Source organism: Pseudoalteromonas sp. BSi20495 (genome assembly GCF_000241185.1).
Taxonomy (GTDB): Bacteria; Pseudomonadota; Gammaproteobacteria; order Enterobacterales; family Alteromonadaceae; genus Pseudoalteromonas; species Pseudoalteromonas fuliginea.
The window spans coordinates 1-15,808 of sequence record NZ_BADY01000080.1; the positions used below are offsets into that span (position 1 = coordinate 1).

Genomic DNA, 15,808 nt, shown 5'->3' on the forward strand with positions numbered 1-15,808 from the left:
TTTTTAGTGCTATTTGTTAAAGTTATTAGGCTTTTGAAAACGCATCTTGCAGTGGTGGAACTACTTGCTTTTTACGGCTCAGTACACCATCTAACCATACTTTATCATTCTCTGGTTTTACACCGTAAGCCTGCTCAACTAAGTTTGCATCGTCAGATACAATTAGCATTTCTGAGCCTTCTTTCATTATGTCGGTAAGCAGTAAAATACAGAGTGGCGGTTGCCCTCTACTTTTAACTTAGCAATATCGGCTGCAAGGTCTGCTTTAATATCGTCAAAAACAGCAAGGTCGATTACTTCTAGTTGGCCAATGCCTACTAGGTTACCGTTCATGTTGAAATCTTTAAAGTCACGCATTACTAAATCACGTGCTGGTGTGTTTTCTACCGCAGATTTAACGCGGAACATATCCATACCAAGTTCTTTAAAGTCTTCTACGCCTGCAATTTCAGCTAGCGCTTCAACACATTTAATATCGGCAGTAGTACATGTTGGTGATTTAAATATGACTGTGTCGCTTAAAATTGCACACAGCATAATACCAGCGATGTCTTTAGGGATTTCTACACTGTAAAAATCGTACATCATTTTAATAATGGTGTTCGAACAGCCAACAGGACGAATCCAACATTCAAGCGGAGTCGATGATGTTAAGTCACCTAGTTTATGGTGATCTACTACACCAACAACGCGAGCTTGGTCGATATCATCGGGTGCTTGTGTTTTTTCTGTGTGATCTACAATATACACATCTTCACCCGCGTAGCTTAATTTAAGCTCTGGTGCTTCGAAGCCAAATTTATCAAGGATAAATTGAGTTTCAGGTGAAATTTCACCAAGACGAGTTGGAATTGCTGGCTCATCGATTTGGTTTTTTAAATAAGCCAGTGCAATTGCACCACAAATAGAATCTGAATCTGGGATTTTATGGCCCACTACATACATAGACATTGACGGAACTCCTTTAAATTTGCCGATATTCTAACAAAGTCTGCGGCCTTTAACATATAGACAGCGCAATTAAGTTTTAGTTACACTTTAAAATCTTGAATTTACTAGGTGTATTAATATGCGACTGGGCCGTAAAGGTTGGAACAACGTTATAATATTTTCGATGTTGATTATGATCTTCTTCTTAAATGGCTGGCATAAGCAACTTTTGGGAGGGGAGGATAAACCAACATTACAAGCCGTACTCCCCCAGCAAAGTTTTGTACTGACACTGCAATTTGTTGATCAAAAAATTGAGCGAATAGGAACAAGCTGGCGTACAACCCCACTACAAAAAGACATACCGCTTGTGTGGCAAGCATCTGAGCAGCAACTTAGTGATTTAATTAACCAATGGCAAAGCGCGCAATTAATGGGCGTTAACGAATCTGTTGTTTTTAATCCTAATGCGCCTTTATATGTTGCTACATTTGAGTTGGCTGGCGAGAGTTTACCTTGGGTTTATTTGCTTTATAAAGGCGATGGGCAATATTACTTACTCGAAAAGAGTAGCCAACGAATACTCGCACTCGATTTAAAAACTGCACAGCAGTTATTTCCTAGTTTTGATTTTTCACAAAGTGAGTCTAATTAATGCCTGAATTACCAGAGGTAGAAGTGAGCCGAATGGGCATCACTCCCCACGTACAAAACCAAGTTGTTACAAAGGTAAATATTTACAATGCCAGTATGCGCTGGCCAGTGCCAGATGACGTGTATCAACTTGAAGGGCTAATTGTTACTAGTATTGAACGACGAGCTAAATACTTACTTTTACACTGTGAGCTTGGGAGCACTATTTTACATTTGGGTATGTCAGGTAATTTACGTGTTGTAGATAAAAGTGAGCCGCTTAAAAAGCATGACCATGTAGAGTTTATTTTTGGTAACGGTAAAGCACTGCGCTTAAATGATCCTCGTCGCTTTGGTTGCTGCTTATGGCAAGAGCCAGGTGAAGTGCATAAGCTACTCTCTAAGCTTGGCCCTGAGCCGCTTACCGATGATTTTTTTGCTAAACGCGTGTACGAACAGTCGCGCAATAAAAAAGTACCCGTAAAGCAATTTATTATGGATAACGCAGTGGTGGTTGGTGTTGGTAATATTTACGCGAATGAATCGTTATTCAAAGCGGGTATACATCCAAAGCGAGAAGCGGGAAAAGTATCGCTCAAACGTTATCAAGCACTTATCCCTATTATAAAAGACACGCTTGCTGCGGCCATTATGCAAGGTGGTACAACGCTTAAAGACTTTGCACAAAGCGATGGTAAACCAGGGTATTTTGCACAAGAATTATTAGTATATGGGCGTAAAGGCAAGCCATGTATGACATGTGAAAGCGAACTGCAAGAAATACGGCTAGGGCAGCGCAGCACCGTTTTTTGCAGCCATTGCCAAAAGTAATAACACCAGCCTTCTTAATGAAGCGCATTGGCATAAGTAACCTGAACTCTGGATAATAAATCTATCTGGCTAGAGAAAATAAATTTAAATATCACCATGATTCAATACGTTAGTAAACCTCTTAACCAGAGCTCAGGTTAAGTACTTTATTTAAATAAACAAAAACCCCGTTGATACTTGGTATCAACGGGGTTTTTAGTTTGCGCTAATTGCGTTATTTAAACTTTAAACTCATCGACTGATAAACGAAGTTCTTCAGCAAGTTTTGCTACTTCTGAACTTGAGATGTTTGTTTGGCTTGCGCCTTCAGCGGTTTGTTCTGCAATGGCTACGATTGATTCTAAGCGTTCACTAATCTCTTGTGCTACTTGTTGTTGCTCTAATGCAGCAGTTGATATTTCTTCACTGACATCGTGAGCTTGAGATACCGCAAATGTAATAGAATCAAGCGCACTACTAGCTAAGTCTGTTTGCTCAACACACGATACAGCACGTTGTTTACCTTTGCTCATTGCTGTTACCGCAGCTTCTGCGCCTGTTTGTAGCGATTCAATCATTGATTGAATTTCTTGAGTCGACTCTTGTGTTTTACTTGCTAAAGAGCGAACTTCATCGGCTACAACCGCAAAGCCTCGGCCATACTCACCAGCACGTGCAGCTTCAATTGCAGCATTAAGTGCTAATAAGTTTGTTTGGTCTGCAATACCGCGTATTACATCTAATATGCTACCAATTGATGCGCTATCTTGATGTAGTTTATTGATAACTTGAGAGGCGTCGTCTACTTCACGAGCAAGCTGCTCAATCGTCGCTTTATTGTTGTTAGAAATACCTTTAACGCGTTCGGCTTCTTTGTCAGCATTTTTAATTTCACTAAGCGCTTGTTGAGCACTGTTGCTAACTGTTTGCGATGTACTGCTCATTTCAGTGGTTGCAGTTGCTGCTTGTTCAACTTGTGCTTGTTGATTGCGAATTGCTTGGCTTGATTCTGCAGTAATTGCAGACGTTTCTTCTGAAGCGGCGGCCAGTTGAGTCGAGCGAGAAATAATGCCTTTAATTAAGCTGCGCAAGCTATCAATTAAAGTATTACAACTTTTAGATAGTTCGCCAAACTCATCTTTAGCAGTGTCATCTAAGCGTTGTGTCATGTCGCCACTGGCAACAATATCTAAAATACGATTAACTTCAGCAAGCGGTTTGGTTATACGACTAACTGTAATAATGGCAATTGCTATCGCTAAAAGTGTTGCGATAACCATCCCTACCCATGTCCATAAATTAGCTGAATCTACATCGCTGCGCACACCTTTTTGTAACTCAAAGGCAACATTGCTTGCTTGTGCAACTAATTCATCAATTTGATTAAGTGCCATTTTCGTTGCTTGCTCTGATTCGGCAAGCTCTCTTTCGGTCAGTGTGATTGAGTCAATTAGGCGTTTTTTATTTGCAGCTAAACCACTATTACCTTTAATATTATTTTCGAGGGTATCTACATACTCTTTTAAGTTATTGAATAAATCACTGTGAGTTTGCTCTATAGCAGGCTTTATTAACGCTAGAGTGCGTGTTACTTCATCAAAATAGTAGCTTTGTTCGTTTTTAACAATATCAAGTGTATTGAGTGTTTTAACTGTCAGCATGTCGGTACTATTACTTACAACCGACATAAAGTTATTCTCTAAATTATTAGCCGCTTGGAATGCGCGTGCATGATTTTGCTCAAAACCGTCTATGTCCAAAATGTCGAGTACGACAGAATTTGCATCTTCAGCGTTAAGTTCGATAATTTCTAATTGAGACTTTAATGTTTTATTAAGTGCTAATTGTTTACTCTTATCTACAAGCAAGCTCTCTACAGTACTTAAAAAACTTAGGTAGGTTTGTTCTACATTTCTACTGCTTTGGTTTAAAGCTGGATCATCTTTTACGACTGCTTGTAGTTCGCTATGAAGGCTATTAAATAGCTGTTTTTGTTCGAGTACTTGTTTTTTTATTGGCGCCAGTTCATTTGCAGATGAAGTGTAAAAACTCGCTTGAGCGGCTTTACTCATTAAAATGAATTCAGCTTGTAACTCAGAGCTTTTATTCAGAGCTGGAAGTGATAGTTGGTTCACTTTTTGAGTTGAGCGGTCAATATTTGCTATTTTTATTAAAGAATTGCCACCAATTATTAAAAGTAATAGCGTGATAAATATAAAACCACCCCAAATACGTTGGCTTACTGTTAGATTCATATAGGTTTCCACTCAAAAGTACTTCAGTTAGAACTTATCGGCGTTTGTACTGATAAGTTAAGTAATTAAAATCAATTACTTTAATTAATTTTAATTATTAGTCTATAAATCTAACAGATGTATTAGATTATTTCAGGTTATTTAGACAAAAGGTGGGATTTTTCTACAATTTTTTGTTTGCTAGGTAGTTTCATTAGCGTCATGCTGTTACCCCACACACACCCTGTATCTAAAGCGTGTACACATTTATGGTTTGTATTACCTTCAAGGGCAGCCCAGTGCCCAAAAATAATATCCTGTTTAATGTTTAATATATTTGGATGCATAAACCAAGGTGTTAACTCATTATTATTGATTGTTGCGCCTTTTGCACTAAGTTCTAGTTGATTATTACTTGTTAAAAAGCGCATTCGAGTAAAATAATTAACTATGCATCTAAATTTTTCAAAGTCGTCTAGATCATTATGCCATTTCACAGGGTGTGGCTTATACATTTGCTCAAAGAAGGTTTTTGCATTATTTGATTGGTAACAGCTTTGCGCAAACTGTGCATATTTTAACGCATTTTCAATTGACCAATCAGGGTTAAGACCAGCATGAGATATAAAGCTATTATATTTTTTTAAATATAAGGCAAGAGGCTGAGTTTGAAGATATTCAATGTAATGGGTGAGTTTATGGCTATTGAATATTGGGCTAAGTTTGTCTTTTGGGTTAGTTGGTTTATTTAAGTAATAGCAGGCAATCATATGCAAATCATGATTGCCAAGTGTAATCGTTATGCTGTCTTGGTTTTGGTAAATGTAATCTAAGCAGGCTAAAGAGTCTGGTCCGCGAGCGACTATATCTCCTACTAAGTAGAGGTGATCTTTACTTGGGTTAAAATCTACCCGCTGTAGCAAGGTGCTAAATTCGCTAAAGCATCCTTGTAAATCACCTATTACGTAATCAGCCATACAATTTAGTTATCATTTAATGCAAAATATTAGGGCAAGCTAAACGAAACACGTTAATAGGTGCCTGAAACTCAGAACCAAATTCATTGCGTAAAGTATAATGCCCTTGCATAGTGCCTACTGGTGTATCAAGTATAGCTCCACTGGTATATTTGTAGCTTTCACCAGGGCCTATGGTTGGCATTTCGCCAACAACACCTTCACCTTCTACTTCAGTTTCTTTGCCATTTGCATCTGTAATCAACCAATAGCGGCTAAGTAACTTAGCGCTACACAGACTATGGTTTCGAATAGTTACCGAATAGGCAAATACGTATTTTTCGATCTCTGGTTGAGACTGACCTTCTACGTAAAATGTTTCTACAGATACCTTAACAGGCGATCCAATATTACTGCTTGTTGTCATAAATCCAATTAGCTATATCAATAAATTGTTGTAAAGATAAGCGCTCAGCGCGCAACGTTATGTCTATCCCAATGCTTGTAAGCTCTTCTGCTGTTAGTAAGTTGCCCAAGCTGTTGCGCAGTGTTTTACGGCGCTGATTGAAGGCTTCCAAGCACACAGTGTTTAGAATTTTAACGCTTTTAGCCGTGCGTTGTTCTGGCTTTTTAGGGATTAAACGAATAACTGCAGAATCAACCTTAGGTGCTGGCTTAAAGCACTCAGGTGGCACTTCTATCACTGGCATTGCATTACAGTAGTATTGAGTCATTACACTTAAACGGCCAAAGGTTTTACTACCAGGGCCTGCAACCATACGCTTTACGACTTCTTTTTGTAGCATAAAATGCATGTGTTCAATATTGTCTGCAAATTCAAAAAGATGAAACAGTAAAGGCGTAGAAATATTATAAGGTAAGTTGCCAAACACTTTTAATTTTTTGTCGTCTCTTACTAGGCTTGCAAAGTCAAACGTCATTGCATCGCCTTGGTTAACGGTTAATTTAGGGCCTAAAAATGGGTGCTCAATTAAACGTTGTGCTAAATCTTTATCTAGTTCAACAACCGTTAGGTGGCCACTAAGATCAGCGACAGGCTCTGTAATAGCGCCAAGTCCAGGGCCAATTTCTACTAAGTTGTCTTCTGGTTTAGGATCGATTGCAGAGACTATTTTATCGATGATCATTTCATCAAATAAAAAGTTTTGCCCAAAACGTTTACGGGCGCGGTGTCCTAAATGTACTTTATCGGTCATTGATTTTGTGCTTTTTCTTGGGCGAGCTTAATTGCTTCGCGGATCGCTAATTCAAAACTGCCAACGTCAGCTGTACCTGTACCGGCTAAATCTAGCGCCGTACCATGATCAACTGAAGTGCGGATAAATGGTAAACCTAATGTAATATTCACAGAATTACCAAATCCCTTGTATTTTAGCACAGGTAATCCCTGATCGTGATACATAGCAAGCACAGCATCAGCTTCAGATAGATATTTATCTTGGAATAACGTGTCCGCAGGTAATGGACCTATTAAATTCATACCTTGGCTTCTAAGTACATCAAGAGTAGGTGTGATTGTTTCAATCTCTTCACGTCCTAAGTGGCCATCTTCTCCTGCATGCGGGTTTAAACCGCATACCAAAATACGTGGCTTTTCGATACCAAATTTAGTTTGTAAGTCGTGATTTAAAATACCCGCTACTTTAGTAAGACGTTCTTCGGTAATAGCACGCGATACATAAGCAAGTGGGATATGGGTTGTCACAAGTGCGACACGTAAGCCCTCAGTTGCCAGCATCATCACAACGTCAGCAGTATCTGATTGCTGTGCAAAGTATTCAGTATGGCCGCTAAAAGAGATACCAGCTTTGTTAATAATACCTTTATGGACAGGACCAGTTACAACAGCATCGAATGTACCATCCATGTTTTTTTCACTTGCGATACGCAAAGTGTCTAAAACGTATTGGCCATTACCGTCGTTTAATACCCCAAGTTCTACATCAACACCTAAATCAACTTGATGTATATAAACACTACCCGCAGGTGCTACTTTTGCGGGGGCATTTTCATCAAACTTAATTAAATTAATAGGCAAACCAAGATGTTTAGCACGTTCTTTAAGCAGTTTACCATCAGCTAGTACGACAAGCTGAGCATCCCACGCTTGCTGAGCAAGCGTAAGAAGTAAATCTGGGCCGATGCCTGCTGGCTCGCCCGGGGTAATCGCAATTCTTAAGGTCATATTTATTGGTCTGTAGGGAAAATTTCAACGTGAGCTTGCTCGCGCATTTCTTGTTGCCAGTTAAAACTTTCTTCTTTAAATTTACGATTGAACAACATGCCATGAGCACGATTGCGTTTAGCAAGCTCTGTTTTATCAGCTACACGTTTGCCAAGTAACTGAACAATATGCCAACCAAATCGAGTTCTGAATGGTTCACTAATTTCATCTTGTTTAAGAGAAAGTAAAGTATCTCTAAAAGCTGGAACGTAAGTTGTTGGATCAGTCCAATCGTATTCGCCACCTTTGAGAGCTGAACCTGGATCTTCAGAATATTCTTTAGCTAGTTCACCAAAATCAGCGGTACCAGCACGTAAGTCTTTTGCAAAACCAGCAAGCATATTTCGTGCTTTTTCTTCGCTTAAAATAATAGAGGGTTCGATTAGTATATGACGTGAGCGCACTTCAGTTGTTTCTACAACTTGTAGTCCACGAATTTCTTGTACTTTAATTATATGAAATCCAGCGCCAGAGCGAAGAGGGCCAATAATAGCACCACTTTTTTTGCCTTTAACTGCTTCTGCAAATAATGATGGCATTTCATTAATACCCATCCAGCCTAGTTGTCCGCCTTCAAGTGCTTTTGAACCGCTTGATGACGAAATGGCAATACGTTTAAATTCTTGATCATCATTTAATAGTTCTATTACTTTATCTGCTCGTGTTTTTGCTGCAGATATTTCATCAGCAGTCGCATCATTAGGAATATCGATAAGAATGTGACCGATATTATACTCTTCAGAGTTTTGTCCCTGACTTTCCATAATTTTTAGCAAATTATCAACTTCTTGATCGCTAATATAAATTCGGCGATCTACATTGGCGCGTGTAACTTGTTGAGTGGTTATTTCTTTACGGATTTCTTCACGGTATGCTTGAAAACTCTCGCCAGAACCTTCAATGGTTTTACGTAGATCAGCAATTGTACCGCCTTGCTCTTTTGCCATATTTGCTAGCGTTTGGTCTAGCTGGCTATCAGATATTTGTAATCCCATACGTTCAGCCATTTGCATCATCAATGTTTGGCTAACTAAGCGTTCTATTGCTTGTACACGTAAGGTTTCATCTTTAGGAAGTTGTTGCCCTTGCTCTTCGGCTTGTTTTTTAACACGATTTACAATGGTGTCTACTTCACTATTTAAAATAACGCCTTGGTTTACAACGCCAATCACCTTGTCGATTTCTACAGGGGCTGCTAATGCACTTTGGCAAAGGCTGATACTTAAAACTGTTGATACTAATAATTTTTTTAAAGTCATGTTCTCTTTACTACTCTTGCTAATAGTACTGTTGTGATACTAGTTACTAAGAAAATACGGTCTACGATAGCCAAAAATACCTTGTTGTAATAGTTTTTGTGCATCATAGCGGCTTTTACTACCCAGTCCTTTTAATACAAAATTAAAACCAATACTTGAGTCAAAAGTTGCTTGTTCTTGTCCTATTGACTGATTTAAGTCAGTTTCGATTTGGCGATGACCAGTAATTTGGAATGCCCAACAGCATGATTCATACTGTAATCCGCTCAATATTTCGATACTTCTGTTATTTTCAAGATCTCGATGATAGCTTGCAATAAATTGCCATTCGTCACTAATGGGAATACTTGTAAATACACCCGCTTGCTCGATTGTATTTCCTGAGACATCATTTGCATAGCGATGGTTCAATTGTACTAGCTGATTATTATCACCTTTGTAATCAAGTGTTACATTTGACTGAACCATTTGTTTACCATCTGTATCGTATTGAATACCTCCAGCAAGGTACCAACGTCGATGCCAATGTAACATGGTTTGGGCTGCAAATAGTGCATTATAATTAGTGTCTGAGTTTAAACCTTGCTCTGTTGGTTTAGCTGAGTCACTTAAATAAAATATTTGTCCAGCGCTAAAGTTAAACACTTCTTCTTGTTTTTTATCAAACAAACGCGTTGTTGCACCCAATGTAAATTGGTTTGCAGCGGCAATACGGTCAACACCCGAAAATCGAGTGTCTCTAAATAAGCCATAGTAATCGTCTTGTAGCTTAGTTGTATCGAATAACCCAATATCAGATTGGTCTTTATTGGGGGTATATAAATACTGAACTTGAGGCTCCAAAGTTTGAATACCATCTTCAATAAAAGATGATGTATTACGTTCAAAATTTAGTTGAGAATATAAACGAACTTTAGGGATTGTACGTGATACGCTTTCGCTGTATTGCGTGCCATCTAAATCACCATGTTGTTTATAATTTGTTTGCAATAAACTTACTTCAGATAAAAACGACCATGCATGTTGTTTGTAATCAAAGCGAGCTTTAGGCTCTAAATGCACTCGCGTTGCTTGATCTATAATGGCTGAGTCGTTAGTAAAATGACTGATTTCGCCAGAAACTGTAAAATCAAAATTATCAATACGCCATGGGGCTGTTTGAGTAAAGTTGATTTGAGGTATAGCGGTATATGATTCTAAGTGATCACCGAGTACTTCAAAGTTTTGCACTTTAATATCTGTACGCCATGTCTCACCTAAGTGTGTTAGTGCGCCAGTTCGGTAAAGTTGGGTATCGGTTTTATTTGCATAGTTAGAATCAAGATCAGTAATGTAATTGTCATCACTTACGTTGGTAATATCTACATTAGCTCGCCAGCTCTCACCTAAATAACTTCTTTGTTGCCAATGAAACATATAACGTGAATCAAGAGTTGGCTCTGAATCGTCTTTATTTAAGTACTCTACACCGACCAAACCTTCATGTTGCTCAGTTAAGTACCGAAACTCTGTTTGCAGTTGCAAGCCTTTACGAGACATATAGCGCGGGGTAATAGTGGCATCAAAATTTGGCGCTATGTTCCAGTAATAAGGTGTAATTGTTTCAATACCATAGCGATCTGAGCTGGAAATATTAGGCTTTAGTAATCCTGATTTACGACGTTCATCGAGTGCAAATGTAAAATAAGGCAAATATAAAACAGGTGTATCAAGAATTCTTAGTATCGCATTGTGAGTTTCACCCCAGCCTTCCTCGCGGGATAAATTAATTTCGTCTGCTTCTATTTCCCATACAGGGCTTTGACCAGGACAAGCAGTAAAGCTTGCATTCATGAGCACTAAGCCAGAATTATTCACGGTCAGCTTTTCTGCACCACCTTTACCTTGTTGATCGGTTAAACTGTAATCTGCACCAAGTAGGCTAATTTCTGAGTTGCTTAAATCGGCGTTTAGCCCTTTGCTGCTTATTTGGCTAATTGTGTCACGATAAGTAATTGGTCCGGTTGCATTTAATAAACCACGCTGTTTATCTATCAACGCAGTTTGTGCGGACAAACTCATATTAACGGTGTTAATATCAACATTGCCGGTAAATTCAGCACTTTGAGTGCCGAGGAGCTCTACATCATCAGCTTTAATATCAACAGTACCAAGCTCAAGGCCTGGAAGTGGTTGCCAAGCTCTGGTTTGCATTGAAATGCCACAAAGGTTGTGCGTCAGTTCAGTTTCGGCAAGCGATGGTGCGCTAACTACGCTTAGCATCAATATGCCCCAGGTTTTGCTCATTTATTGACCTTAATGCTTTGTGATTAAATATAATTTACACATAATAAAGGAAAATAATGGCAAATACAGTAATTGACCTAATTAACTTAGTTAAAAATAGATATCTTATAAAATGACACGCTTTGATAATTTACAACAATTTATAAACACACACTTTAATACGCAGCCTACTTTGTTAAGTGCGATAACAGGGGATGCTAGTTTCCGTCGCTATTACCGTTTAACGTGCAGTAATGAGCATTTTATTGTGATGGATTCAGAACCCCAAAAAGTAAATAACGCGCCTTATATATCACTTAATAAGGTATTTACCGAGCAAGGCTTTTTACTTCCAAAAATAATTGCTAGCGACGAGCAGCAAGGCTTTTTTATACTAAGTGATTTAGGCAGTAAGCATTTGGCTGATATGCTAGATGATGAAAATCGTATTGAGTATTACAAAGCTTTAATAAGTTTAAGTGCTCAATGGGCAAAAACACCACCCTCAGCTGTTATGCAAGCTTACAATAAAGACTTTATAAAACTTGAGCTCGATATATTTAGTCAGTGGTTAGTAAACGACTTTATAGATGAATCCCCAACTGCAGCGTATCAAGCTATGTGGCAAACAAGCTGTGAGTTACTCACTCAGGCTATGCTTGTGCAGCCTACAGTAACCGTGCACCGTGATTATCACAGTCGAAATATTATGAATAGTAATGGCCTGTGGGCGATTATAGATTATCAAGATGCGGTACGTGGTCCGCTTTGTTACGATTTAGTATCGCTGCTTCGAGATTGCTATTTTAAACTTCCGGCAAAAGAGCTAACAAGCTTGCTTAATTTTGCTTATAGCGAGTTCACTGCTCAAAATTTAATGGTTAATACCTCATTTGATGAGTTTAAATATTGGTTTGATTTAACCGGTATTCAGCGCCACTTAAAAGCAGCTGGTATATTTTGTCGATTATATTTACGCGACGGGAAAACAGGTTATTTAGATAATATTTTACCCACACTTGATTATATTATTGAAGTGGCTGCTAATTATCCCGAGCTTAAAGCATTGAGTGATTGGACTAAACATACCATAGTGCCAAAAGTGACTGAAAAGTTAGCAAAGGAGCGCACATGAAAGCGTTGATTTTAGCCGCAGGACGCGGACAGAGGATGATGCCGCTAACACAGCATATGCCAAAGCCAATGTTAAAAGTAGCAGAAAAACCACTTATTGAGCATCATATAAATAACCTCAAAGCTGCCGGAATTACCGATATTGTAATAAACCTCGCTTGGCAAGGTGATAAAATAAAAGATTACTTTAACGATGGCAGTCAATTTGGGGTAAACATACTTTACAGTCAAGAAGTTGAAGGTGGTCTTGAAACTGCTGGCGGTATTATTCAGGCGCTACCTCTGCTTGGAGAGTCTTTCATTGTAGTTAATGGCGATGTATATACCGATTATGATGTAAGTGCGCTAATGCAGCTGCATTTGCAAGCGGGTGAGGCGCATATTGTGCTAATACAAAACCCACCACATAATCCAGATGGTGATTTTGCATTAAGTCATTTATCGCCAGAGAGTCAAAAGTATACATTCTCAGGGATCAGTCGGTATCAGGCTGATTTTTTCAAAGGGTTAACGCAAGGGAGGCGTCCTTTAGGGCCTATTTTACGTGAAAAGCTAAGTAAGCATTTAATCTCTACTGAGCTTTATATTGGTCAGTGGGATGATATAGGTACACCCGAACGTTTGAATGACTTAAACAAACGCCTTGCGGCGCATTAACTAAATTTTTTAAAAAGGCAGCATTATAAATGTGGGGAAAAATACTCGGTTTTTGTTTTGGCTTTATGTTTGGCAAAATTTTTGGTGCCATTTTAGGTTTATACCTTGGCCATTTATTTGATAAAAGCTTAAAAAGTAACTTTGATAAAGCGGGTGGCTTTTCAAGCTTGTTTAACGATGCAGATGTAAACGAGCGCCAAGCTTTGTTCTTTTCGAGCTGTTTTGCCGTAATGGGGCATATTGCTAAATCGAATGGCAGAGTTAGCGAAATGCATATAAAAGCCGCCAACTTGTTTATGGATGAAATGGGTTTGAAAGGCGAAGAGCGCCGCGAAGCACAGCAGGCTTTTCAGTCGGGTAAAGAGGGCGACTTCTCACTTAAAGAAACCGTGCACGACTTTAAAGAACGCTTTGCTAAGCGAAACGACTTGATGCAATTGTTTTTAGAAATACAAATTCAAATGGCATTCTCTGATGGGGTGTTAGCCGAACAAGAAAAGCAATTGTTAGCAGAGGTAAGTAAGCAGTTAGGGATTTCGAAAACGCATTTTGCATTTGTATTAAAACGCTATCAAGCAGAATTTAACTTTAGAAAGCAACAACAGCGCTTTAATCAACAGCAACAAAGCCAAGGGCAAAGTAGCAGCTACCGTGAAGGCTCGGGTCATCATGTCCCACCCAATAATAATATGAATCGTACACAGGCATTGGCGTTATTAGGGCTTAATGATGGTGTGACTGAGCGTGAGATAAAAGTAGCGTACCGTAAACTTATGTCCCAACATCACCCAGATAAATTGGTATCGCAAGGTTTACCAAAACACATGATGGAGCTTGCAGTTAAAAAGAGCCAAGATATTCAAGCAGCTTATGAATATTTAAAAAAGGCGGCGTAAAAAGCCGTCTATTTCTTTTGTTAGACGTGCGTGTTGATCCGGTTGATCGCGCAGGCCAAATAGCTGGCGTTGGCGATAATCAAATTTAGCATTTCGGTTAACCCAGCGTTGGCGATTTTTAAGGCTCATTAAAATATCATTGCTGTCATTAGCATAGTAAATATCGAGTAAAGCTGGCGTAACAAGTGACGTTGTTTGGCTCAAATCTTTATTACGTTTAGTATTAGGTAAGTAACTGCTTAAACTTATAAATGCATCTACTCTCTGTTCTGGAAAGTCGGCATAGTGCTCAAGTAATACGCCAGCACTGGTACCTTGTGCAATAACCACTACGTTACCTGGCTCTTGCATTGCAGTTTGGTATAGCGCATTAAAGCGAGCAATCAGATTTATTTTATAATTGTCGAGTACTTCATTAGTCACTTTTTCTAAAGCATTAACATAATGAGGTTCTGCATTTTTCTTCATATCTGCAGTCGCAGGCTCTGTGCTTGTAGCTGCATCAGGTGTCGTTGTTTCTGCAGACATTTCTGTTGATGAGTCTGGTATTTTGCTGGCTTGCCAGTCTATGTCGGGTACCGTCATTGCGTAAGTGGTATAGCCTAAGTTATTAAGTTCTTTTCGTAAAAAACTCATGCCAGCATTGTTTGTTGGCACTGATTGCCAGTCGGGTATAAGTAATACAACACCTCTAAAGTCGGCGCTCATATATTCGCTGTATAAACTCAAAAACTCGGTTTCACCTGCAAGTATTGATTTTATTTCGTCATTTGGAAGCAAGCGTTCAATATCGTTGTTTTCAATACTTGATAATGTAGGAGGGGCAATATGCTCAGCAGCTGTTACCTGTACGCTTAAAAATAGCGTACACATTAGTAATACGTTAAGTATACTTTTTAAAAACTGCGCAGATACCATAAGAAGCTCAAATAATGAATACTAATTAGGTATCGGCGTACTACGGTAAAAGTTTAGCACTATGGCTTAATAATCATTAATGCAATGATTAAAACTCAGGTTCGGCTTCAAATGTAAGTACTTGCTCAGTTGTAGGGTGCTTCAACTTCAGCATTTGTGCGTGTAATTGTAAGCGAGGAGCTGCGGCAAGTGCGTCTTTATGGGCATAGAGCCTATCACCTAAAATAGGATGTCCTAAACTTAGCATATGTACACGTAACTGATGTGAGCGCCCAGTTATTGGCGTTAGCTCTACACGGGTAGCATCGGCTTCGCGCTCAAGTATTTTAAAGTGCGTAAGCGATGGCTTACCATTTTCGTGATCAACCATTTGTTTAGGGCGATTAGGCCAATCACAAATAAGCGGCAGATCCACGGTTCCCGTATCGACCTCAAGCTGCCCAAATACACGTGCAATATAACGCTTAGCTGTTTCGCGTTCTTGAAACTGCATACTTAAATGCCTGTGCGCTGCTTTATTCATAGCAAGGCAAAGTATGCCTGATGTTGCCATATCTAAACGATGAACTATTTTAGCTGTTGGAAAAACACGATTAACACGGTTAATTAAGCTGTCGGCGTGTTTAGGATCTTTACCAGGGACTGTTAATAACTCGCTTGGCTTATTAACGATGAGCAAGTCGTCATCTTGATACAGTATTGTTAAATACGGATTCATTGGGGGATTGTAATTAACTAACACGGCCGACCTTAATGATTTTTAAGGGCGCTATTTTAGTGGAGCGAGACTGAAGGCTCAAGGGAAAAATTTATTGCGTGTTTTTTGTTCTGGTGTAAAATTACACCAACTATTGCAAGCAAGGTTTAATGT

General features: G+C 39.0%; 14 protein-coding genes and 1 pseudogene. 5 read left to right on the forward strand and 10 right to left on the reverse strand.

All coding sequences use genetic code 11. The features are described 5' to 3' along the window. Positions 1-25 precede the first annotated feature (25 nt). Positions 26-951 (reverse strand): annotated as a pseudogene (locus P20495_RS09140) (manganese-dependent inorganic pyrophosphatase). A 118-nt stretch (positions 952-1,069) separates the two neighbouring features. Here P20495_RS09140 and P20495_RS09135 point away from each other — a divergent pair. Together P20495_RS09135 and mutM are read left to right on the forward strand one after the other, a co-directional pair. Then, positions 1,070-1,585, forward strand: a complete 516-nt coding sequence (locus P20495_RS09135) for a hypothetical protein (protein ID WP_007581940.1) — start codon at positions 1,070-1,072, stop codon at positions 1,583-1,585. Further along, the gene (gene mutM / locus P20495_RS09130) at positions 1,585-2,394 is read left to right on the forward strand and encodes a bifunctional DNA-formamidopyrimidine glycosylase/DNA-(apurinic or apyrimidinic site) lyase (RefSeq protein WP_008136585.1); all 810 of its coding nucleotides are present in this window, start codon (positions 1,585-1,587) and stop codon (positions 2,392-2,394) included. The genes P20495_RS09135 and mutM overlap by 1 nt, the downstream gene beginning before the upstream one ends. A 218-nt stretch (positions 2,395-2,612) precedes the next feature. On the opposite strand, the gene P20495_RS09125 is transcribed toward mutM, so the two are convergent. The 7 genes from P20495_RS09125 to lptD all read right to left on the reverse strand — a co-directional run bounded on the left by P20495_RS09125 (position 2,613) and on the right by lptD (position 11,353). Continuing rightward, positions 2,613-4,628, reverse strand: coding sequence for a methyl-accepting chemotaxis protein (locus tag P20495_RS09125; RefSeq protein ID WP_007376556.1), 2,016 nt, complete (start codon positions 4,626-4,628; stop codon positions 2,613-2,615). Between the two features lie 137 nt (positions 4,629-4,765). After that, positions 4,766-5,584, reverse strand: a complete 819-nt coding sequence (locus P20495_RS09120; RefSeq protein WP_008136587.1) for a symmetrical bis(5'-nucleosyl)-tetraphosphatase — start codon at positions 5,582-5,584, stop codon at positions 4,766-4,768. A gap of 16 nt (positions 5,585-5,600) precedes the next feature. Next, positions 5,601-5,990, reverse strand: coding sequence for a Co2+/Mg2+ efflux protein ApaG (gene apaG, locus P20495_RS09115; RefSeq protein WP_007376554.1), 390 nt, complete (start codon positions 5,988-5,990; stop codon positions 5,601-5,603). Beyond that, the gene (rsmA, locus tag P20495_RS09110) at positions 5,974-6,780 is read right to left on the reverse strand and encodes a 16S rRNA (adenine(1518)-N(6)/adenine(1519)-N(6))-dimethyltransferase RsmA (RefSeq protein WP_007376553.1); all 807 of its coding nucleotides are present in this window, start codon (positions 6,778-6,780) and stop codon (positions 5,974-5,976) included. The genes apaG and rsmA overlap by 17 nt, the downstream gene beginning before the upstream one ends. Next, positions 6,777-7,769 carry a 4-hydroxythreonine-4-phosphate dehydrogenase PdxA gene (gene pdxA, locus P20495_RS09105; protein WP_008136591.1) on the reverse strand — a complete coding sequence of 331 codons (993 nt, stop codon included), beginning with the start codon at positions 7,767-7,769 and terminating at the stop codon, positions 6,777-6,779. Before pdxA ends, rsmA begins: the two co-directional genes overlap by 4 nt. A 2-nt stretch (positions 7,770-7,771) precedes the next feature. Next, entirely contained in the window at positions 7,772-9,067 is a 1,296-nt protein-coding gene (gene surA, locus P20495_RS09100) for a peptidylprolyl isomerase SurA (RefSeq protein WP_008136592.1), read from the reverse strand. Positions 9,068-9,106: 39 nt separating this feature from the next. Next, entirely contained in the window at positions 9,107-11,353 is a 2,247-nt protein-coding gene (gene lptD / locus P20495_RS09095) for an LPS assembly protein LptD (protein ID WP_008136593.1), read from the reverse strand. A 112-nt stretch (positions 11,354-11,465) separates the two neighbouring features. Here lptD and P20495_RS09090 point away from each other — a divergent pair, with 112 nt between their 5' ends. From P20495_RS09090 to djlA, 3 genes are read left to right on the forward strand one after another with little or no spacing between them, the layout of a single operon-like run. Further along, positions 11,466-12,467 (forward strand): aminoglycoside phosphotransferase family protein, encoded by a 1,002-nt coding sequence (locus tag P20495_RS09090; protein ID WP_007376549.1) that lies wholly within the window; start codon positions 11,466-11,468, stop codon positions 12,465-12,467. Then, complete coding sequence (murU, locus tag P20495_RS09085) at positions 12,464-13,123, forward strand: N-acetylmuramate alpha-1-phosphate uridylyltransferase MurU (protein ID WP_007376548.1); 660 nt, start codon at positions 12,464-12,466, stop codon at positions 13,121-13,123. Before P20495_RS09090 ends, murU begins: the two co-directional genes overlap by 4 nt. A 29-nt stretch (positions 13,124-13,152) precedes the next feature. Beyond that, positions 13,153-14,019 carry a co-chaperone DjlA gene (gene djlA, locus P20495_RS09080; protein WP_007376547.1) on the forward strand — a complete coding sequence of 289 codons (867 nt, stop codon included), beginning with the start codon at positions 13,153-13,155 and terminating at the stop codon, positions 14,017-14,019. Here djlA and P20495_RS09075 read toward each other — a convergent pair. After that, the gene (locus P20495_RS09075) at positions 14,002-14,892 is read right to left on the reverse strand and encodes a DUF3530 family protein (protein ID WP_374700025.1); all 891 of its coding nucleotides are present in this window, start codon (positions 14,890-14,892) and stop codon (positions 14,002-14,004) included. The genes djlA and P20495_RS09075 overlap by 18 nt on opposite strands. Before the next feature lie 133 nt (positions 14,893-15,025). Further along, positions 15,026-15,679, reverse strand: a complete 654-nt coding sequence (gene rluA / locus P20495_RS09070) for a bifunctional tRNA pseudouridine(32) synthase/23S rRNA pseudouridine(746) synthase RluA (protein WP_008136599.1) — start codon at positions 15,677-15,679, stop codon at positions 15,026-15,028. Between the last annotated feature and the right edge of the window lie 129 nt (positions 15,680-15,808).